At 60.6% G+C, this 19,869-nt stretch carries 13 protein-coding genes, 4 pseudogenes and 1 riboswitch; of the genes and pseudogenes, 10 read left to right on the top strand and 7 right to left on the bottom strand.

Going from position 1 to position 19,869, the window contains the following annotated elements; genetic code table 11:
- Positions 1–50: 50 nt before the first annotated feature.
- The 4 genes from ACG873_RS02655 to ACG873_RS02640 all read right to left on the bottom strand — a co-directional run bounded on the left by ACG873_RS02655 (position 51) and on the right by ACG873_RS02640 (position 4,550).
- A complete protein-coding gene (locus tag ACG873_RS02655) occupies positions 51–770 on the bottom strand; it encodes a YopT-type cysteine protease domain-containing protein (RefSeq protein ID WP_394890293.1) in 720 nt (239 codons plus the stop codon).
- Between the two features lie 1,578 nt (positions 771–2,348).
- On the bottom strand, positions 2,349–2,954 hold the full coding sequence (locus ACG873_RS02650; protein ID WP_394890291.1) for a CHAD domain-containing protein: 606 nt from the start codon (positions 2,952–2,954) through the stop codon (positions 2,349–2,351).
- Positions 2,955–3,472: 518 nt separating this feature from the next.
- Complete coding sequence (locus ACG873_RS02645) at positions 3,473–3,943, bottom strand: ProQ/FINO family protein (RefSeq protein WP_394890288.1); 471 nt, start codon at positions 3,941–3,943, stop codon at positions 3,473–3,475.
- 259 nt (positions 3,944–4,202) lie between these two features.
- Complete coding sequence (locus tag ACG873_RS02640; protein WP_394890286.1) at positions 4,203–4,550, bottom strand: hypothetical protein; 348 nt, start codon at positions 4,548–4,550, stop codon at positions 4,203–4,205.
- 955 nt (positions 4,551–5,505) lie between these two features.
- On the opposite strand from ACG873_RS02640, the gene ACG873_RS02635 reads away from it, so the two are divergent.
- From ACG873_RS02635 to ACG873_RS02610, 6 genes and pseudogenes are all read left to right on the top strand, one after another.
- Positions 5,506–5,841 (top strand): DUF982 domain-containing protein, encoded by a 336-nt coding sequence (locus ACG873_RS02635; protein ID WP_394890284.1) that lies wholly within the window; start codon positions 5,506–5,508, stop codon positions 5,839–5,841.
- A gap of 627 nt (positions 5,842–6,468) precedes the next feature.
- The gene (locus ACG873_RS02630; RefSeq protein WP_394890282.1) at positions 6,469–6,771 is read left to right on the top strand and encodes a DUF982 domain-containing protein; all 303 of its coding nucleotides are present in this window, start codon (positions 6,469–6,471) and stop codon (positions 6,769–6,771) included.
- Between the two features lie 428 nt (positions 6,772–7,199).
- A complete protein-coding gene (locus ACG873_RS02625; protein WP_394890281.1) occupies positions 7,200–8,843 on the top strand; it encodes an MFS transporter in 1,644 nt (547 codons plus the stop codon).
- Positions 8,844–9,214: 371 nt separating this feature from the next.
- Positions 9,215–9,460, top strand: a pseudogene (locus ACG873_RS02620) (ISNCY family transposase); the annotation flags it as partial.
- Positions 9,461–9,554: 94 nt separating this feature from the next.
- Positions 9,555–10,049: a hypothetical protein gene (locus tag ACG873_RS02615; RefSeq protein WP_394890280.1), complete on the top strand. Its 495-nt coding sequence runs from the start codon at positions 9,555–9,557 to the stop codon at positions 10,047–10,049.
- A gap of 360 nt (positions 10,050–10,409) precedes the next feature.
- Positions 10,410–10,604 (top strand): hypothetical protein, encoded by a 195-nt coding sequence (locus ACG873_RS02610; RefSeq protein WP_394890279.1) that lies wholly within the window; start codon positions 10,410–10,412, stop codon positions 10,602–10,604.
- A 200-nt stretch (positions 10,605–10,804) separates the two neighbouring features.
- Here the strand turns inward: ACG873_RS02610 and ACG873_RS02605 are convergent, their stop codons facing one another.
- Positions 10,805–11,224, bottom strand: coding sequence for a type II toxin-antitoxin system VapC family toxin (locus ACG873_RS02605; protein ID WP_394890278.1), 420 nt, complete (start codon positions 11,222–11,224; stop codon positions 10,805–10,807).
- Positions 11,224–11,481 carry a type II toxin-antitoxin system VapB family antitoxin gene (locus ACG873_RS02600; protein ID WP_394890276.1) on the bottom strand — a complete coding sequence of 86 codons (258 nt, stop codon included), beginning with the start codon at positions 11,479–11,481 and terminating at the stop codon, positions 11,224–11,226. The genes ACG873_RS02605 and ACG873_RS02600 overlap by 1 nt, the downstream gene beginning before the upstream one ends.
- Before the next feature lie 457 nt (positions 11,482–11,938).
- Between ACG873_RS02600 and ACG873_RS02595 the strand changes: the two are divergent.
- The 3 genes and pseudogenes from ACG873_RS02595 to ACG873_RS02585 form a co-directional block, all read left to right on the top strand.
- Positions 11,939–13,115: pseudogene (locus ACG873_RS02595) on the top strand (integrase).
- 1,670 nt (positions 13,116–14,785) lie between these two features.
- Positions 14,786–16,849: a hypothetical protein gene (locus ACG873_RS02590; protein WP_394890274.1), complete on the top strand. Its 2,064-nt coding sequence runs from the start codon at positions 14,786–14,788 to the stop codon at positions 16,847–16,849.
- Positions 16,850–16,929: 80 nt separating this feature from the next.
- Positions 16,930–17,089: pseudogene (locus ACG873_RS02585) on the top strand (IS110 family transposase); the annotation flags it as partial.
- Positions 17,090–17,434: 345 nt separating this feature from the next.
- Positions 17,435–17,605: riboswitch (cobalamin riboswitch) on the top strand.
- Between the two features lie 426 nt (positions 17,606–18,031).
- Here the strand turns inward: ACG873_RS02585 and ACG873_RS02580 are convergent.
- A pseudogene (locus tag ACG873_RS02580) lies at positions 18,032–18,244 on the bottom strand (transposase); the annotation flags it as partial.
- 252 nt (positions 18,245–18,496) lie between these two features.
- On the opposite strand from ACG873_RS02580, the gene ACG873_RS02575 reads away from it, so the two are divergent.
- Entirely contained in the window at positions 18,497–19,714 is a 1,218-nt protein-coding gene (locus tag ACG873_RS02575; protein WP_394890272.1) for an IS110 family transposase, read from the top strand.
- Positions 19,715–19,869: the final 155 nt, after the last annotated feature.

The following is a 19,869-nucleotide window of genomic DNA, read 5'->3' as shown; positions in this document are numbered from 1 at the left end:
ACCCGAGCAGTCCTTGTTAAGACCCCGTCAGGCGGCTCTTCAAGCCAGACTCAGCACATTTTTTGTGCGGTGATTGTCGATAAATGCAGCCCGTTGGGATTCCTGTAACGATTGGCCAAGCTTTTGAACAAGTTACCCGCCTCGTCTGTTTGAACAGTAAATTCTCCATAGTTAGGATCGAAGAGCGTAGTCATTCCATCCAACGCCGACGTCGCAACTGAGTGTCTTTCCCCTTCTCCGAAACGCAAGCTGAGCAAATACTTAGATCCATCGGCGGTGATTTTGCCCAGCATGCGAGAGAAGCTCGCAGGCTCGTCGAACGTGTACACCTTCTCTTTGTTGGATGGCTGCAAGCCCGCTGCCTGCAACGTTCTGGTTTTTGCATCAAGGTTGGCCTGAGAAGATCCTGCTCCCCCGCTTCGCGCCTCACTCCTGCGATCCTGATACTGCTGCTGCCACCCAGCCGCTGAGCCGTGTCCGTCCGATCCGGGCAATAGCGCAGTCATTCGCGATCGCGGGCTGTTGTGGAGATTGCTGAGCCACTCCGCAGCCAGCCCAACGCAGATGCCGCCTACATTCGCTTGAGGCAAATCGGCCGTCCTGTATTGGAACAGGGAGGTGCTCTCTGGAGACGGTGTACTTAGGTTGTTTGGATCCAAGGCCTGTGGCTTGCTGGTGCAGCATCCCATTTTGTCGGACATGTCCCGAGGTGGCGGGTTCCTCCGCAGCGCGAGATCCGCAAGTGTTGCCGTAAAACTGTCGCTGTTCATCGACGGACTGCGTTCGTCAGCTTGGCTGGCGCGTGTGGATGAGCCACTGATTCGATCGTACATGGCGCTCCTTAAGGCGTAAGCCTCTTCGCAATGAGGTCCAGATACTTGGGCCTGCTGCGAATGATACTCAGACAAGCTGACGACGAGCTGACGGGCAGGTTTACGGAGCTTAGAGAGCAACCCTCTGCGCGGCTCAAGCCAGCCTCTACCTGAGTCAAGCTAAGTTCGGTGCTAGCTCAACCGGAATTCACCAAACGAATGATCCGCCCTGCAAGCCCCAGTACATTTGGTACACACATAATGGTCGCGGTTACTGGCGCAGATCGACCATGCCGAGTCGTGCCACATGCCCTCGAACTGTATGTGGCCATTGGGTCGGCCGGATTTGGTTGCCCTGACGACCGGGTTTCGAGATGTCCGTTCGTTGCCGGTACTCGGCGATAGGTCTCGATACGTTGGTTGGCTCACTTCGTACGTCGTGCCATTTCGGCTGCAGACTTGCGTTCCGACAAGACTTTCAACAATTTCCAGCCGCTTCTTTTCGTTCAATCTCCTGCGGCGTCCGCTGATCCTGCCTTCGGCATGGGCCTGGGCAAGGCCAGTGGTCGTGCGTTCGGGGCTCACAGCGCGTTCGAATTCGGTAAAGGATCCGACCATTGCAATGGCGCAAATTGGGAGGAGTATCTCGGCCGACGCAGGTTGCCCTGCCCCTCGCATGCAGATGAAAACTGCTTATTCCGCCTTCGCTCTGAAGCAAGTGCTCGGCTGCTCGGCGCGGCCCGCACCAATCGAGACCGTCAACCGCTGAGCAGAAAACCAGCCTTCGCCTTCCGCGACGGCTCGGCAGGCGCTGCAAGACCGGCTGAGGGGGCGCTTGCGGCACGAGGAAGAGCCCCGGCAGCTGTTGGATGCTGCCTCCCCACCAATGATGGCATTCGACCCAGCGGAACTCCGGCGACTGCTTGATGATGAGCCTGCCTCCTCTTCGCCAAAAGTTAATTCGACCCCACATGCGCGAACCGACGGTGTTCATCAGCCAACCCAGGCGCCGTGGCTCCCTGAACGCAAAAGTTAACGTTACGGTGGAGGAGCGGTCACGGAACTATCGGTTGCGTCGGCGCCTTTCCACCCCGGAAGGGCGGGTGAGAGGGAGGATGGAGTGGCAAATGATGATCCTGTTATCGCCGGCGAGGACTTCCCTCGCGAGAAGGCGGAGCACGGTGCTGGCTGATCGGCGCGACACCCGGAAGTCAAGAAAGAACTGATCGGCTTCCGGGTCGGCGTGCGCAAGAGTGTGCGGATGGCGGTCGGCTCTTCGGGTCGGTCAGCTACAATAGGCATGGTCGTCTCCAGAGTGGTTGGCCGACCAGGTCCGGTACTGGTACCGCAGCCGCGCGGTCTGGCCGAAATCCTAGAGGACGAGCCAGCCCCGCGTCTCAACGAAGCAGGCCAGATGGATGAGGAACGCCTACACGCACGCCCCGGCAAGCAGCTTGGCAGCTGCTCGGGCCGTTCTTCCCCCTGTCGCAGGAGCACATCTCCAGAGCCGACAGGCCTGGCTCGTCGCTATGCGCTTCAGCTTCCCGCCGCACCATGTCGTTCGCCACCACATCGAGATCCCTGAGGCTTCCGACTTCCTGGCCCGAGCGAGCGCGCCTCGGCGTTGAGTCGCTTCATTTCCGGGCTCTGCAGCACCGGCGCATAGACGGAACACACGCTGCGCAAACGGCGCAGGCCAGGCAGACGATGCGGCCCTTCCGCTTCCTGCAGCTGGCGGACCACTAGCCTATTCGGGGCGATCTGATGAAGGCATTCACGCAAGACATCCCGCGCCGCCTGCTCGGCGGTCTGAGCCAGATCAAATGCTGCCTGCTTATTGCGAGGCGCGAGCGGCACGTTGAGCCGCTCTTCTTCTGCCAGCAGATAGCCGCGCGCAGCCTTGGAAATGCGTGAGAGCCGCAGGCCGCCCTCGGGAACCAGCCGATGCGCGATCTCGAATAGTCCGGCGGCATTGCCGGCGAGGAGCTCGATCTCCAGTTGCGACAGCTCTGCCGAGCTGTCACCGACCCAAACCTCGCCGACATCGACAGCAAGCTCGGCGCGCGTCACGTCCTCAAGGACCAGTTCGCTGATCGCGCGCTTGATCTTCGTCTTGCCGACGAGAGGCAGTGCGCCATTCAAGCAGTTAACGATCTCGTCCCGGACCGACGAACGGGAATCGCATCCAGACACACCCGCCCGCCGGGGGCCGAGGTTTCGATCTCGCCGACCTGGGAAAGGCCGCCATGCAACCCAGCCCTGGTCTTGATTGTCTGAATCTACCGTCGCCCGTCGCGCCTGAGCCTGAGCGCAATGCCGGCCGTTTTCACCGCGTGATCGGGGTGTCCCAATAGACGCTCCTAAGCATTTGCATCGTTCGGCCGCCATTGGCCAGGTTCGATGCGTTAACGCGTGCCCAGATCTCACTTGACCCAGTTTTTTTGCTCATGTGATGTTTGGTGTTTTGTTACAGCCTCACCGGCTATGGTGGGCAACTGCAAGAGACGACAGGCTGTACAATACAAAATTGCCCGACGTCGCAGCAGCAGGTTGAATCCGCCAAGCCTTTGCGGTCGCGGCAATTCGGATCGGCACGGGGCGCCATTGCTCCGACACTCGGGGCTGTCCCGGTCGGCGCAAGACCTATGGCTCAGCGGCGATCAAACCATTGGCTTTCGGAATGACCGGCGACGCTTCATCTCAACGACTATGCCGCTTGGGCTGTCGGCCGCCTTGAACACGGCCGTTTGCTTCGGTTTCGGTTTGGGTGGCGCTTGATGCTCTCCCCTTTTCTCCGGCGTTTGCGTGGTCTCTTGCTTGTCCTTGCGGGCGCACAGCAAAGCCTTGGCGGTCGCCGCGTCCGCATCCGAGACTTCGCCGGCCGGCTTGCCATCGAGATCGACCCGCGCGGCTCCGGCGTCCAGTCTCGCCAAGTATTTGGCCATCCTGGTATAGGCGAGCAGGGCTCTCCTCAGTTCATCATCAGACAGTTCGCCGTCAAGCACGCGAATGTCATGATGGATGCCGATCTTGAGCGGCCTGGGCGCTTTCGGATTGAATACCGCAGGCCACTTTGCCGATAGGTGGCGGAAAAGCTGTGCCGGCGATTTCCCTTGGCTAGCGGTCGACATGATCAAGCCTCGCCCGATTCGTTTTCGTTCGCAATTCGGACCATTCGTAGCACGCATATATGCAATGATTATGGAAAGATGGGTATTCGTCCCACAGGGCAAAGCAGCGGGCGCTCACATCTCCCCATTCGGGCGACGAAGCGCCTGCTGCAGCGAGCAGGATCTGGTAGCAATCACACCGAAGCCGTCCCCGCTCGAGTTCATAGCAAGACAGTAGGGTCAGTGGAAAACGGTCTTGCCCCATCTCTCCGTCAGCCCCTCAAGCGCTGGCAGCGCATGTGAAACCCCGGTAGCGAAAAAGCCGGCCCTCCGCCGATCGCCCCTCGGTGAGTAGGACGCCGAAAGCGCGGCGGCTCCCCTCTACCTGTTCGGCCGTTCCGTCGTGCCAGGCGAGCGTCTCGTAGCGCGAAAGCTGCTCACGCGACCGTTTCGCGATCTCGGCCGGTTCGAGGCCGTGCTGGTACGAGAAACCATGCGAATGGCTGGCAAAACGGTTCCGCGGCAGCCCGGCGCCGATCCCGAGACCCCTGGCGTCGGGCGCGAGCAACTGCAGGGCGGCGGCCATTCCGGAATAGCTGCCGCCGATGATGATGACGTCGGATTGCATTGAAGCTTCAGTCAGGGCGGCTCAATTCGGATCGTTGTGAGCGACACGCCTCGGACTCCCATTCTGTTGCCCGACTCGGCTCATGCCGGGACGGGCTGTATTCTGAGGGTGTCTGCGCACCATGTACATGGTGGCCGCCATGGAGATCGCCTTTGAAGCGGCGCCCAATCGGAAACATTAGCACCTGCGCGTTTTGGCATGGCTGCTTGAACTCTTCGAGGGCAACCGCCTCAAGTAGCAGGTCTAAGGCTTCGCGCCCCCTCCGACTTATCGGATCATTGCCACGCAGGTAGTGATACGCTCGATCTAAATGCACCCGCGCTGCGGAAAAATCGCTTGTCATATGACCCTCTCAGTTACCGCCCGCATTAGCCGTCTACGAGGTGAGGGTCGCGCAATCGTCAATATCAACAGGCGGATTTGATTTAAATCGCTGATGATCCGGGAGAAAACCAGGACGCCGGCTTGTCTTGATGCGAGAGCCTCTGATTACGTCGCCGGATGGGTAGCATGCCACAACTAGGGACGGTTTTGATCGAGATGATGGTTGAGGCTGCGGACTTCCCGGCGGACAGCCGTTGTAGGTGTCTGCGCCGATAGATCGCGCGGGCGAATACCCTTCAATGTCCGCATTGACAGCCATGCGAATACCGCTTCGTTCTCAATCTGTGAACAAGGACCGAATACTGGTCCCGGCAAGTCGGCCAGTCGAGCTCTAGTCTCTTGCCATCACATAAAAAGAGCGTTCACGAGGGGTCATCGCGCATGCCGATCGGCATCGGCTCAAGGAAGCCATCCCGGGTGGACCGACAGCAAGCACTTCACCAGGGTGAGGACGAGTTGCGGCACCTTACCTCCCTCCCTGTTAGGGTTCGTGGTCTCACTGTCTGTGAACAAGTGGGGTCACAAGCTGCGATCTCCGCCGAGCCTGGTTGACTCTGCAATCGGGGTTTCGTTGTATGCTGCCATCATGAAAGATCGCTCGTTTCACGCGATGGTCGTCATTGAACCTCGCATCGGCCGCTACCGCTATGTGCGGTCGGCAGCCGATGCTGGCAAAGTGCTGCTCCGCGCATGGCCTGACCACCGTGGAGCCAAGCACCAAAAAGCACTTGAGGCCGTTCTGGAAGTCCTCAAAGGCAATGCGCAACCTTCCGCTGCGAGGAATGCCCTCATCGCGGCCGCTGAAGAATCCGGCATCCTGGTTGATGCACCATCCTTGCTCCACGAAATCGACGTCGCTTTCACCCGGCGCGAGAGCGAGGCCGGCACCCCGGTGGCCGCCGAATAGAGCGCTTGGAAACATCGCCAGTTCTTCAAGGGATTGATCCTGCTGGCGGGCCGCCGGGGTGAAGATTCGGGAACGAAAGTGGGTCGCTGCTGCGCGCCATGCAGCAAGAGCTGCAGGCCTTTTTCGTCAAGTTCGGAGAGTGCCGAGCCACCGCTTTGAGACCGCGCTCGGAATGCCGCTTGCCGAACGTGCAGAGTATGCCGAAGCGGTCACGACTCCGCCGGCTTTTTGCCGAAGCCGATGGGTGGACGGCCTGAGCCCGTTTTCGATTCCATATTCACACCAGGATCCAAGAAGGTCTGATGGGCGACCATCAAATGCGCCCCAAGAGTGCTTAAACCGCGACTGCACGGGCGACGAGGACCTTCGGCATAGCCATCCTCAAAAAGCCTGATATCAATGTAGCTTGAGACGGTTTCCAGATAAGAAGTGGGAGAGCGTTGTAACTCGCCGCGCCGCCAATTTGCTGTAAGCCTAGTCGGCATCATGCCCCGCGGGCAGTTGTCTGCTGGCGGGGCATGCCCCGCCTTCCGTCATCAGGGTGACAACACGTTCTGCCATGGTCGCCGACGATCCCACCGGCGGTCTCTTCACGCACCCGAGCCGGTCGACAATTTGGAGGAACGAATGAACGTCACGGCATTCAGCAGCCCCGTCTTCGTCAAGCATGGATGCCACCTCGTGCAGGAGATCGTCGATCTCGCAGGCGCGATCGACTTTCTGGAGGATTGGCCTGAGGACCGCCGCGGTTTGATACATGAAACAGCCCTTCGCGCGTGCTACCAAGCAAACGACGGCCGCAAGCCGATGGGCGTGGCGCGCGATGCCTTTGTCGGCTTTGCGAAGCGAGCCGGAATCCTGGAAGACACCGAAGCGGTAATGCCGTGGATCGCCGCTTCCAGTTCGGGCGGTGGACAGGTGCAGATGTAGGCTCGTTTCGGCGGTCCGTCTCCTTTGCCGCCAAGAATCCCGCGTATGCCAGACTGCCTGGGCGCCCCTGTTGTGTAGAAGCCGGCCGCAAAACTCAGAGTGATGACTCGAATAGCCGGACACGCCGCAGCCGTAGCGCGCGGCCGCAAAGAGGCAGGAAATTCGCGCAAACCAAATCGGAGGTCCGACCTGTGCAGTCCGCTATGGCTGATGCGACGCTTCCGACTCCAGTCTCTGCTCGTCAAGAACTCGGGATTGAGCGGGTCACAGTAAACCGAGATTTCGGCCGCCCCAATGTTGATTGTGGAGCATGCGGAAGCGGGTGCTGGGTCATGCACTGGAAGTACTGACCGATTACACAAATCGCAGAGACAAAAAGTCAGGCTGGCAGCCGTGAATTAAATGATCGGCTCGTCGAAGGCAAAAACGTGCAGCACGAAGATCCTTGTCCGTCCGTTCCAACGACGCTTGCCCCGCTTCGCAACCCGGCATTTCGCTCGATCTGGACTGCCACACAAATATCCAGCCTCGGGTGGCTCGTGCAGACGGTCGCCATCAGTTGGCTGATGGCCACCATTTCGGCTTCCGACCTGATGGTCGCACTCGTTCAGGCCGCATCCACATTGCCGGTGTTCTTCCTCTCAATTCTCGCCGGTGCCATCGCCGATAACTTCAGCCGCCGATGGGTGATGTTTGCGGGGCACTGCTTGATAGCATTGGCATCAACGACGCTGATGATTTTGGTCGGTCTGGGATTTGTCCATCCTTGGCTGTTACTGGGACTGGGTTTCCTGGCTGGCTGCGGTTTCGCTTTGAATGATCCGGCTTGGCACGCTTCCGTTGGCGATATCCTTCACAAGCGCGACATTCCGGCTGCGGTGACGATTATGTCTGTCGGATACAACATTGTTCGCAGCGTGGGTCCGGCTCTGGGTGGCGTGATCCTGGCCTTCATTGGACCGCTGGCCGCTTTCGCCTTGGCCGCGCTGAGTGATCTGGCGCCTCTATGCGCAATATGGCGCACCAAATGGAAAGTCCGCTCTTCGCCTCTCCCCCGTGAGAGAATGCTGACGGCAATTCATGACGGAGTGCGCTTTACGGCGTTGTCGTTGGAGATCAGGGCGGCGATCGCCCGTGCAACCCTTTTCGGGTTGGCCAGCATTTCGATCCTGGCGCTGCTCCCTCTCGTCGTTCGGGATCAGTTGAAGAGCGGGCCGATCGTCTACGGTATTTTATTGGCCGGCTTCGGCACCGGGGCTTTCATCGCGGGCATGAGCAACGGGTTCCTGAGGCGGATCACGTCTCAAAACAGGCTGGTGGCTTTCGCCTCTGTCGCTTGTGCAGCATGTTGCGTTTCCCTTGCACTAACATCGTCGGTCCCTGTGGCGGCAGTCGCGCTTGCCTTGGGCGGCGCGGGTTGGCTTATCACCTGGACCGGCATTGACGTGGCGGTGCAACTCGCAAGCCCACGGTGGGTAGTCGGCCGTACACTCTCCATCTACTACGCCTTGAGCGCTGGCGGTATGGCTGCCGGCAGCTGGATTTGGGGTTCCGTCGCGCAGAATTACTCCCTGAACTGGGCTTTGGAGGGCGCCGCCGGGGGTCTGTTGTTGGTTGCAGCAGCGGGAATGGTGTTGCCGATACGTCCATGGGAAGAAACGGACCAGGAAAGTTCGGATTTTCGCGCACCGGAGCTGGCACTCGATCTGAAGCCAAGGAGTGGCCCTATCGTTGCCAAAATCGACTATTGCATATCCGAAAAGAATACCGACGCCTTTCTGGCCTGCATGCGTGCAAAGCGTCACGCTCTTAGCCGCGCCGGTGCGCGAAACTGGACGCTCCAGCGCAACCTCCAAACGCCTTCACTTTGGACAGAGACATTTCGCACGCCGACCTGGATGGACTTTCTTCGCCTGAATCATCGGCTCACGGCAGCGGACAAGGAAGCAGCCCAGCAGCTTTTCGTCTTGCATGATGGAGAGCTTTCTCCACACACAGTACTTTCGATCGAGCGAACGACCGAGGCAGCTCGTACCGGTGCGTCAACAATCGCTTCTCGTCCTCCGAGATGACGTCATGAGCCGATTAACAGGCGCGATCACCCTTGGGCTTCTAGAGCACAAGGTTCGCACTCATGCCCCTCTGCAGGAACCGATCTGTACCACACTATTATCTTATACCACTTTGCTTTTTAGCAGCTAAGCTAAAGTGTCCGGATCTAGCAAAGTAGGAATGTCGCCCCTGCGTTTGCCTTGGCGATCTCCCCGCCTTCGAGCGCACAGGAGATTGCAGGTTGGGACCGGTTCTGATGAGCGAACGCGAGCTGCAGCGGATCGAAGTTCTGTCGAGGGTTGGTGAGCGAAGAATGACCAGCGCCACCGCGCGGGTTTGCTCGGCGTCTCGGCCAGGACGACGCATGGTTCCAAGTTGGACCGCGGCAGCCGGTCTGACGCAATTCGGCCGGGCGCTCCATTAGTTCAACATTGAGTTCATCTGCGCAAACTCCCCCAGGCGAAGGGACGCGTTGAGCGCGCCAACCAGACGCTGCAGGACCGGCTTGTGAAGGATCTGCGAGCTGCGCGGCATCAGCACGATCGAGGCGGCCAACGCCTACGCGGCTGAGTTCATGGCGGACTTCAATGCGCGCTTTGCCAAGGTGCCACGCAACCCGAAGGACATGCACCGTCCCTTCGCTGATCACGAGAACCTGGACGGGGCCTGTGCCGCAAAGGAGGTCCGCGTTATGTTTTGCGTTCAGGGAGTCACGGCGCCTGGGTTGGCTGATGGACACGGTCCGTTCGCGCATGTGGGGTCGAATTAATTCGTGGCGAAGAGGAGGCAGGCTCATCATCCAGCAGTCGCCGGAGTTCCTCTGGCTCGAAGGCCATCATTGGGGGAGAGGCAGGCTCGTCATCAAGCAGTCGCCGGAGTTCCCCTGGCTCGAAGGCCATCATTGGTGGGGAGGCAGGCTCGTCATCCAACAGCTGCCGGAGCTCTTCCTCGTGCGGCAAGCGCCCTCTCAGCCGGTCTTGCAGCGCCTGCCGATCGGCGACGAGCTTGTCGAGGGGCAGCGGTTCGCGGTCTGGCCGCTGCCCTTCCACCAATCGTCCAACCAGTGCCCACGTTCCCTCCAGCACAAAGACGCCGCAATCGTAATGGTTCGACTGTCGGGGCATGCGGGCTGGCGCCAAGGTGGCGTTCAGCAGTCCTGCGAGCGCGCCGCAGAAGGCTATCTATGTCCCCTGCCAGTGCCTGTAAGGCGGGCAGCACCCGCGTAAACCAAGGCCGCTGGTTGCGGCGTTGGTTGCCCCTCTCAATGGCATCGGACGCACTCCCCGCTTGTCGCGCGCGACCTACGCCCCTTTCGTCATCGAGATGAGATGAGATCCTGTCATGACGCTACTATTTCATCTTCCTGCAGAAATGATGGCCCGCCCGGAGCACCAAGCGAATTGCGTTGCGCGGAAGGTCGAACAGCCCGAGCTTGATCGCGAGCCCCTCGTGACGCTTCTAGTGCCGACCGGACGCGCGACCTGAGTCTTAACCGAGCTCGACCAGACCGGAGTCTCCTTCGGTCGTCGCGACTTTGGCCGGGATTCCCGGAACTCGGCTATGTCGCCCTGGGGGACCTCGACAGCTTGCGCGGGCCGTTCGGCGGTCTGGTCGATTACGACATGACCTTTGCCGCCAGCAAGCCACTCTCGGCGTATGCCGACGACGCTCGCCGTCGCGGCTTCATCGCTGCGTTCGAAAGGGGCCTGGGATCACGCCCTGACCCCTTTTCTCGCCTTCTGCTCCGCTCAACCGCGCATAAACTGCTTTCCTTTCTCTGACCAGCCAAGGCTGGTCCGGCTCCCCCAACGAGAACCGCCCAAGAGCGCCGGCGTTACCGTTCCACAAGGTCATAGTCGATAAGGAGGCTAATTCTACGCCATGGAAGGTCAAGCTCCTCGCCGCGCGAGATCAGGGCCATGTCCTCGCTTACCTGCTCGGCAACGGCCCCGGTCAATTCCGGCAGTCAATTCGAAGACGGTCATTCATCTGATCCTTTCGGCAAGGTTGCCACGTCTGTCTGACGCAAAAGCTCGTCCAGCGTAAGCAGCGGCGAGCGCATCACATTGGCGTAGGCGTAGTGGAAGCAATCGAAGTTGCTGAGGCGCCGCTTTCCTATGCCGTGCTGTTCGGCAACAGCGATCGCGTAGGACAGGACGCGTCGGGGCGAACCGGGCTCGCGCAGCCGGATCTTTCGTGCTTCGAGCCATTCGACGACAACCGCCTCAGCCGCTTTGTTGGCGCAATTCAACTGATCCGGCCGTGAAAGGACGATGATGGCTTCCCAGGCAGCAAGTGTCGAGGTGGACGGCGATGCCGCCTCGAGCAGCGCCGCTTCATAGGCGTCGGCCGTGTCCTCCCCCGCCATCATCGAGACGATCGCACATGCATCGACGAACATTATTCGTCACCACCTGTGAGATCCTGGTCGAGCTCGTGATAGGCCTGCGGTGGAACCGGCTTTCGACCTGGCTGAAAAGACAGGCCGTGCTTAGCCAGAATCTTTTGCGCCGTTTCTCTCGGGCTTTCCTTGTTCATCCGGTTGCGGATGGTTTCCCGCAGGGCGACAATTACAGCATCGGTGATGCTTGTGCGGTCAATGCGCGCAAGCTCCCGAGCGAGAGTATCGGCCTCCGGATTGCGAATGTTCAGCGTCATGTGTGTAGCTCCAATCGTGTAGCACACGTTACATCACTGTGTAGCTTGGAGCAACCCGCAGTGTCGGTCGATCAGGCTGGCTCATACTTCACCGGCGGCTTGTTCATCCTCCTCTTCAAGGAGCTTCGCCGCGCGAAATGAGAGCAAGCCACTCCTGGCCGACACGCTCGATGGCCCCGGCCAGGGTGTAATTCATCTCGACCAGCTAATCGGGACGGTTCAACACCAAAGCGGCCGTAAGCTTCTCACCAGTAGAAAGGACGCCAAAGCCGCCGTGCGTCGCGGCAGCTGCTAACGACGTGTTGCAATTCGATTGCTGTCCGCTTCAGATCGTTCACACCTTGTCCTTTCATCGCGGCGCGTTGCCCTGATTTCCGCCCTAAAACCGGCCCGTCGTCAGCCGATAACGCACCGATAATTGGCTTTTCTCGGTCGTCATGTGCTTTTTTTCGCGAAAATGGCCCCTTTCGTCCGCAAATGTAAGCGTAATCGGCACCGTCCCGCTCGACCACAGGAACCGGCTTCAGGTGTCGACCAAATCGCACCGGGGGCCTCGGCCGGCACGACATGCCGATTAACAACGACCTGCCCGACATCGTCCACGTCGATGGGTCGTGTGCCCGAGGACTCCGCCGGCCGAAGCCCCCTCCTCTCTTTTGGACCAATCCCCGCCTGCCGGCAGCTCGACGCGCTCGCCGGCCGGGCGCGCGACTATGTCGAGGCGGCGAGTTCTGCCAACACGCGCCGCGCTTATGCATCCGACTGGCGGCAGTTCTCGAGCTGTCGTCGCCAGGGCGTCGAGATGCTTCCGCCCGATCCCCAGGTCGTTGGGCTCTACATCGCCGCCCTCGCATCCCCGGACAGCCTCCGGAGGAAAAATCGGTGTCGATCATCCAGCGCCGGCTTTGTCGCTGTCCTGGAATTTTGCGCAGCGCGCCAGGCGCTGGACAGAAAAGACGGCCACATCGCACCATACTCCCGGCATTCGCAACACGCACGCCAAGCCGCCGGTGCAGAAAGAGGCCATCCTGCCCGAAGACCTGATTGCCATGCTGGAAAAGCTGGACCGCGGAACCCTGCGCGGCCTGCGTGACCGCGCCATACTGCTGATTTGGCTTCGCGGCGGCCTGCGCCGCTCCGAGGTCGTCGGCCGCGACCAGACCAAAGACGGCCGCGGCTGGATCGAGGCCCTCGACAAGGGCATGCTCGTTTCCCTTCGCGGCAAGACCGGCTGGCGGGAGGTCAACGTCGGGCGCGGCTCGTCCGATGCCACCTGCCCGGTTGTAGCGTGCAAATCTGGCTCAAGCTCGCCCCGCATCGCGCACGGTCCCTCTTCCGGCGCTACACCGGCCAAGGTAAGGCGGTTGGCGCCGCCCGGCTCAACGAGCAGGAGGTCGCCCGCCTGTCACGCGGACTGCCTAGGCGGCCAGAGTACGCGGCGACCTGCCGGAAGGCGAACGTGGAAAGCTCGTTGCCGGCCATTCACTGCGCGCCGGCCTCGCCTCCTCGACCGAAGTCGAGGAGGCGCTATGGACAGAAGCAACTCGGCCACACGAGCGCCGAGATGACCCGGAGGTGGCAGCGGCGGCGTGACCGCTTCCGGGTCAAATCTCACCAAGGCATCCGGGCTCTGAAACTCTCTATTTTCGGACGCCATATAGCTGTCCGGGAATGCAGGATAGGCAAGTAAAACCGACAGACAGATAACAGATAAATGCCGCAATGGGCAGGCGTTCGCGGCATAGCCAGGTTGAGTGGCTATCCCTCGGAATGACGGTGGCGAAACGGAGTCCGAGCGATCGGCTCCAAGCATCATGAGAGGAACAGCAGCCATGGGACACTCTCTGGGATCGATGTCTCTCAGGAAGAGACAGCGTATGGATTATGGACACGACCGGAACGATCGTGCACGGGGCACGAAGCGCGCAGAATGAGCGGGATTCAAGAAGAATACAGGAAAGGGGCGACCTGCTAGGCATCGCACGCGGCCACATAGAGAAGGCGGTCGGCATTGTACTCGCGCATCTGGCGGCCCGGCTTCGTCCAACGCACTTGCGGGATGCTGGATTTCATGACGCAGGCAGACATGCCCGAGGCCCCAACTGCGCGCGATAGCTCGGCAGAAAAAGGTCTGGAGGAAGCAACAGCCGTCAAGGGCGCTCCGCAGGTCTCGCGTGTATCGCCTAGGGTGAGGCACGCTTCCGGACCTAATGTGCAGACGTTTCGCAGGCAAACCGGAATTGAAGGCAGCGCACCTCGGGGACGTCCATTCAACCAGTGCGTAACGTGACAGCGCTCCGCAAGCCTAGTCGCCTGACCTGCGGCGTTCGCCGGCTCGTTTAGGCGCAGCCTGATTTCGTAATTCGCTAGCGCTTAAGCCAATCGGATTTCTTTTGTGCCAGAGAGAAACTCTTCGTCAGTTAATCGTCAGCCAAGCGGTCTATCTAGACTTGCCGCGCCTGACCAGCCTGAACGCAATGCGAACATAGGAGTGCGGATCGCTATGTGTGGTCGAATTGGTGGCTCGTCCGATATGCACCAAACGCGCATTGGCGAAGCTGACGAAACAAATCAGTTGGCAGCCGCCGAGCAAACGGCTGCAGAAAGCCAATGGTTTGCAGACATGTTTATCTGGATGCATCTAGTCTGAGCAGGTTTAAACGACAGATAATCTACGGCCTAAGTGAACGAAGAACAGCGCTTGTGAATGGCAACGTGCAAACAAGAAGCCACTGTTTTGTACAAAAAGCTGTGATTCGATCGGGTGCGAGTCTCGACCGATCTTGGCTTCTGACGACGTGTACTTGGATCATGTCGTCGTGGGTCCGGGCTGGCCGTGACGATTGACGACAACATTCCGCTGGTTCTGAGACGTCATGCCACGTGTCATTTGACCGATTGCACTTACACGCCAAAGCCCTGATACGGCTGAGCGACATCAGCCCAAACCATAGGCAACACATCCTCGCCAGATCGGAGACGGAATATGACGGGCATTAACCGATCTGGGCGATCGCGGGCTGAAAAGAGAGCCGGCAGGGCGGGGGAGGCGAGCAGTTCGCGCTCGCAATCAAGTCGTGCGCCTGGGGCAAGCGGCCAGTCGTTCGATGCCGTCGTGGAGCAGATGCGCTCTGTGGGGATAGATAGAAGGACGCCCGCCGTTCCCTTGCAGCGTGGTGTCGACGATGCCCCACGCGACAGGCAGTCCGGTCCCTCCGTTGGCGGAGACCGAGCCCTGGACACTGCTCGGCATGCAGCGGCCGCGCCACGTGCAGCCGGTCCGCGGCGGCGCAATGTTCCCTCAATGTCGGAGGGTGAAGCCCTGGCGCCGCTCGCCAGCCAGCCGCCAACTTCGGGTGTGGCAGTCGCCATTTCCTTGTCCCGCGAAGAGATCAGCGAGGCAAAGCGACGAATGCACGGGCTGCTTGAGGAACTCGACGCTTGCCAGGAAAAGGGCCTGCAAAACATAAAGTCGTTCGAGGACGCGCAAGACCAGATCGATCGGGTCATCAATGCGGGCGCAAAAGTTCTGGACTACTACGCGAACCTGCCCCGGCCTGTGGCGCGTAGGATTCTGTCCGACGCTCAGGTGCGTCAATTCCGTGACGACGCGCTCAGTCGGGCGGACGAATGCAACATGGTGGCCGAAAAGATCTTCGACAAGGTCGAAGAGGACAAGGAGCGTGTGGCCAAAGTCCTCCACCGGATGGTCCAATCCAATGCCACCCTCGACCAGCTGAGCCGATCGGCTCCGAGTTTGACGAAGTATCATGTGGCCCGCATGGAGCTGTGGGACAAGAAAGTACAGCGCTACGAATGGACGCGGTCCGTCTGCGCCGCGACTGCCAACCTACCAAGTTCAACAGCCAAGATGCGGCAGGAAGAAGAGGCCGCGCTGCGGCTGCACACCGGCTGGTTAGTGAATTCAAAGGTAATGCAGCTGCAATCGCGGATCGCTCTCGCGCAGGTCAACATTGAGCCGCAGGCGAGCACGTTTGAAGCACCCGTCAGGAAACTGCTCATTGGTGAGAATGGGCGAGTGCGTAGGCTGGAAAACTTCATCGGAGACGTTTTTCCGGCATTCCTCTCGACGGCCGACGCTGTTCTGCACAGCGGTGGGCGCCCACTCGACGCAGAGCACTGCGCCGTTTTGGAAGGAGTCACGGAGCGGCTTTCGGAATTTGCGTCGGCGTTCCAGGTCATCCGGACCAAACTGGACGATCACCAAACAGGCGCCGGCCTGCCATTGGAACTGTTGAGCCAGATCGTGGAGGGCGCGTGGATCATTGCGCACGATGTCATCCACTACCTGGAACTGCAGCCAAAGCCGCCAGCCGTTGCACTGCCGGCCGACGCTGGCGCGGCGATACCGGCCGACACTGCCAAGGCGGCAATGGCCGAAGGCACCGCAGCGCGCAAGAAAGGGAAAGGCAAGGACAAGCCGGCCGCTGGCGCTGGGAGTTCGGCGGCCGGGCGGCCGGAACCGCAAATCGCTGCGGCCGTCAGCGACCCTGCGCCGGTACCCATGGTGCTCGTACGCTCGGATCTGGGTACGAAGAAGCTCGTGAGTGCAGAGGAGGCGCATGCGAGTGCGTCGGCGGCGGCAGAAAACTTGGCGATCTGGGAGGCCCCGGCGTCCCCGAAGGCCCTGACGCCACGACTCGAGCGGTTGGACGAACTTTTGCAGTTCGATCTGGCTGGTCAGCAAAGAACCATCTCGCAAGCGCTCCAGATGAAACCCGAGGACGTCGAACACGCCGTCGACACCGTGGTTGAGCGCCTGCAAACGCAAGCCACCGAGATGCAGGCCTGTCTTGCCGCATTGGAGGATTTTCGTCTACGCCTGCTACTGCCGTCTACGCAGGTACCCAAAGTGAACGAGAAAACAGCCCACCTCAAAGACATGTTGAGCCAGGCGAAGGGACTCGCCAAGACTTTGACCCAGCAAAAGGAGATTATGACGATCGAATGCATGAAGACCTATGCATTTCCGTCGCAGAAGTACCTTGAGCACTTGCGGGCGGCCGGGCAGTTGAAGGCCGAGGATCGACCGCGCGCGTTGAAGGTGAAATCAGGGGAGCCAGGGTCGCTGTTCGAGATCAGGCTGCAGCCCACGGCACTGCGCAATGGTGCAACGCCGAATCCGGTGTGGGTGCACATCCATACGAACCGGCCGGTACATGCTGGGCAGTTGCCAATGCTGGATGATGCGGACTTCGCGGCTTGCCACGTCAAGTCCAATGAACAGCGCGGCCACAATCGGCAGTGGCAGGACCGCCGGGCTGCATGGGGGCACGACAACGCCATGATCCACCGCGGCAAGCTCACCCCCGCGTTCTGCAAGTCCTTATTGACCGAGCGGGCCTAGATGTCGCAATGGGCCGGCCTTCGCGAGCATAGCCAGTTGGGTGGTTGTCCCTCAGAATGTGGTGTTGAAGCGCATCAAAGCGGGCGACCCGCTTTTCGATCCTGAAGCACTGGGCGGTCTACGTGGCGAAACGTCGGGGTATGGAGCGCGCCAAGGTGGCCCTTGCCCGCTAGTTGGGGCGTCGTGCTCCATCGCATGTGGGTGGAAGCTACCGAATTCCGCTCAGCAAGGCCGCAGTGATGGCATAGGAGATGAGCGTTTGTGGGAGCCGAACGGCTCTCCTGAGGTCCCGTCGCCGGGACGAGAGCCTGGCAAGGTCGTGTGTAGTGCTGTGAATATTGCGGCAAACCACGTCCTAGATTGACCCTCAGCTCTGGGCCCGATGTCATGGTGTGGCGGCTTCCGGTTGACCGCGGACAGAAGAATGATCCTGGCGATGGGATATCGTTCAGAGGGGACATGACGAACGAGGGCTGACCAAGCGGTCCAGATGAGCTCAGTCTCAAATCACACTTAATGCCCGAAATGCCGTTAGGTTCGCGCCTACATACGCGGCGACCATGTTGTGATTGTTGCATGTCGTGTTTCTCCATACGGCGCTGCTGCAGCGTAGCCAAGAGGGAAGCCGGTGCGATGCCGGCGCTGCCCCGCAACTGTTAGCGGCGAGCCAACCCCACTAATGTCACTGAGGCGAACGGCCTCGGGAAGATGGGCAGAGGCTGGGTTCCGTACGCGCCCTCATGGCCTTGGCGCTTCGGGACCGTGCGGACGGGCCACGCTTCTCTGGCGGCGCGAAGCGCGGACGATGCGTGTCCAAAACCTGACAGAGGCAGACACAATGTCAGGTTCAGAACAACATTGGCAAAAACGGCAGGTTCATTGCGACCGGCCATCTGGGCACTGTGGAGGTTTTTCAGAGCGTAATCATGCCCCTACTGGGCGCTGAGCGCGTTGGCACGGGCTTTGCTCATAGAGTGGGGCAACACTGAGCGAGGGTGACGGCACGCAAATGCGCAAGACGAGCGATGCTGTCTCCCGCCTCGAACCGGTGTGCCCGGTCTTTGAGAGGGAAACAAGCTCGCTCATGAAGTCGCGCAACGTTTAGCATAGCTTTGGAGATCAGCATGGTATTGCAGATGGAGGGGACTGTCAGGAATTCTGTGCGCGAGGCCGTTTTCGTCATTAGCTGACGAACCTTTCGCCGAAGACGACGGCGAACTGGGTTTTGGCCTCGAACCACTCGCGCGGCGGTCGTTTCCAATCATCGGCGGCGTGGTTCAGGACCAGATATAACAGTTTCATTGCGGCGTCGTCATTGGGGAAATGGCCTCGGGTGCGAACGGCGCGGCGCAGTTTCCAGTTCAGCGCCTCGAACGCGTTCGTAACCGGTATGATCATGACGGTGCCATCCGGTCCGCGCTGGAGATACGAGATTTTCGGCGTATGGTGCGACCATCCGGGACAGGGGCACCGGGAGCACGCCAAGTGCGGGCAGGCCGATCCATTCGATGAGCTGCGAGCTCGCGTTAGTAGCTGGCCGCCCCTGCGACCTGCCCGGTTGCGCCGAGAGCGCGGATCCGTAGGTGTCGCGTCGCCCGCCGGCTCCCGACCGTCTGAGGAGAGGAGCCGATGAGACGTGTGATTGGAATGGACATCCACCGCACCTTTGCGGAGGTGGTGGTTTGGGAAGACGGCCGGCTGCGTCATCACGGACGGGTCGACATGACCCGCTCGGGACTGGAAGGGTTCGGCCGCAGTCTGGGCAAGAAGGACGAGGTCGTTCTCGAGGCGACCGGCAATGCTATGGCGGTGGTGCGGGTGCTGTCGCCTTTCGTCGGCCGGGTGATTGTCGCCAACCCGATGCAGGTGAAGGCGATCGCCCACGCGAGGATCAAGACCGACAAGATCGATGCTGGCGTTCTGGCGCAGCTGCAGGCCAGTGGCTTTTTGCCGGAAGTGTGGGTTCCGGACGAGCGCACCGAGCGTCTTCGCCGCCTTGTCGCCCGACGCAATCAGGTCGTACGGCACCGCACGCGGGTGAAGAACGAGGTGCACGACATCCTGCAAGCGCATCTGGTGCCGAAGTGCCCGCATGCCGATCTGTTCAACAATCGCGGCCGGGCCTGGCTCGAGCGTCAGGTGCTCCCCGACGATGAGCGGGCCGCCATCGCTCGCCACATTCGCGAGATTGATCGCCTGGCCGAGGACTTGGCAGACCTTGATGTCGACATCGCCATGGAGGCGGTCGACGATCCGCAGGTCCGTCGGCTTCAAACGATCACCGGCGTGAATGCCATCGTGGCAACCGGTATCATCGCCGCCATCGGCGGCATCCGGCGGTTCAATGAGCCACAGAAACTGGTGAGCTACTTTGGCCTCAATCCGCGTGTCCGCCAATCCGGCCTTGGCATCGCTCAGTATGGACGTATCAGCAAACATGGGCGTTCCCATGCCCGCGCCATGCTGGTCGAGGCTGCCTGGGCGGCGGCGAAGGCGCCCGGCCCACTCAGAGCCTTCTTCCTGCGCATCCGCAGCAAACGTGGCCATCAGGTCGCGGCGGTCGCCGTTGCCCGCAAGCTCGCCGTGCTGATCTGGCACTTGCTGACCAAGGAGCAGGACTACTTCTGGGTCCGCCCTGCGCTGGTGGCGGCGAAGCAACGGCAACTCGCACTCAAGGCCGGCGCGCCGAGCGAGCGCAGTGTTGGGCGCCGCGGAGCGGCCTACGCCTACAATGTCAAGGAGTTGCGCAACCGGGAGAAGGCCGCGGCCGAAAATGCCGAGCGTGCCTACGAGCTGATGGTCCGGCACTGGCGATCACGAGGGCCGAAGCGGCGCACGGACGCCACAAAGGAGGAGCGACTATAGGCTGCGCGGCGGCGCTCTCATCCTCTCGCGCCACTCTTCGCCACGTGGTCGTCCGTGCTGGGCGATGATAGCACAAAGAATGTACCGTCACGACAATCGCCGACACGGCCTGCTCCAGCCTGGCTCCGTGCTCGACGCCGTCAAGGCATGGCCTC

The organism is Allomesorhizobium aridi (genome assembly GCF_043769475.1).
Lineage (GTDB): Bacteria > Pseudomonadota > Alphaproteobacteria > Rhizobiales > Rhizobiaceae > Allomesorhizobium.
Note: the sequence above shows the minus strand (reverse complement) of the source record. Positions and strands in the feature narration are given on the sequence as shown.

Bases quoted from the DNA above. Each gene is read 5' to 3' on its own strand.
- ACG873_RS02655 (WP_394890293.1), bottom strand. From the start codon at position 770: ATGAACAGCGACAGTTTTACGGCAACACTTGCGGATCTCGCGCTGCGG.
- ACG873_RS02645 (WP_394890288.1), bottom strand. From the start codon at position 3,943: ATGTCGACCGCTAGCCAAGGGAAATCGCCGGCACAGCTTTTCCGCCAC.
- ACG873_RS02640 (WP_394890286.1), bottom strand. From the start codon at position 4,550: ATGCAATCCGACGTCATCATCATCGGCGGCAGCTATTCCGGAATGGCC.
- ACG873_RS02630 (WP_394890282.1), top strand. From the start codon at position 6,469: ATGAACGTCACGGCATTCAGCAGCCCCGTCTTCGTCAAGCATGGATGC.
- ACG873_RS02615 (WP_394890280.1), top strand. From the start codon at position 9,555: ATGGACACGGTCCGTTCGCGCATGTGGGGTCGAATTAATTCGTGGCGA.
- ACG873_RS02605 (WP_394890278.1), bottom strand. From the start codon at position 11,224: ATGTTCGTCGATGCATGTGCGATCGTCTCGATGATGGCGGGGGAGGAC.
- ACG873_RS02600 (WP_394890276.1), bottom strand. From the start codon at position 11,481: ATGACGCTGAACATTCGCAATCCGGAGGCCGATACTCTCGCTCGGGAG.
- ACG873_RS02590 (WP_394890274.1), top strand. From the start codon at position 14,786: ATGTCGGAGGGTGAAGCCCTGGCGCCGCTCGCCAGCCAGCCGCCAACT.
- ACG873_RS02575 (WP_394890272.1), top strand. From the start codon at position 18,497: ATGGACATCCACCGCACCTTTGCGGAGGTGGTGGTTTGGGAAGACGGC.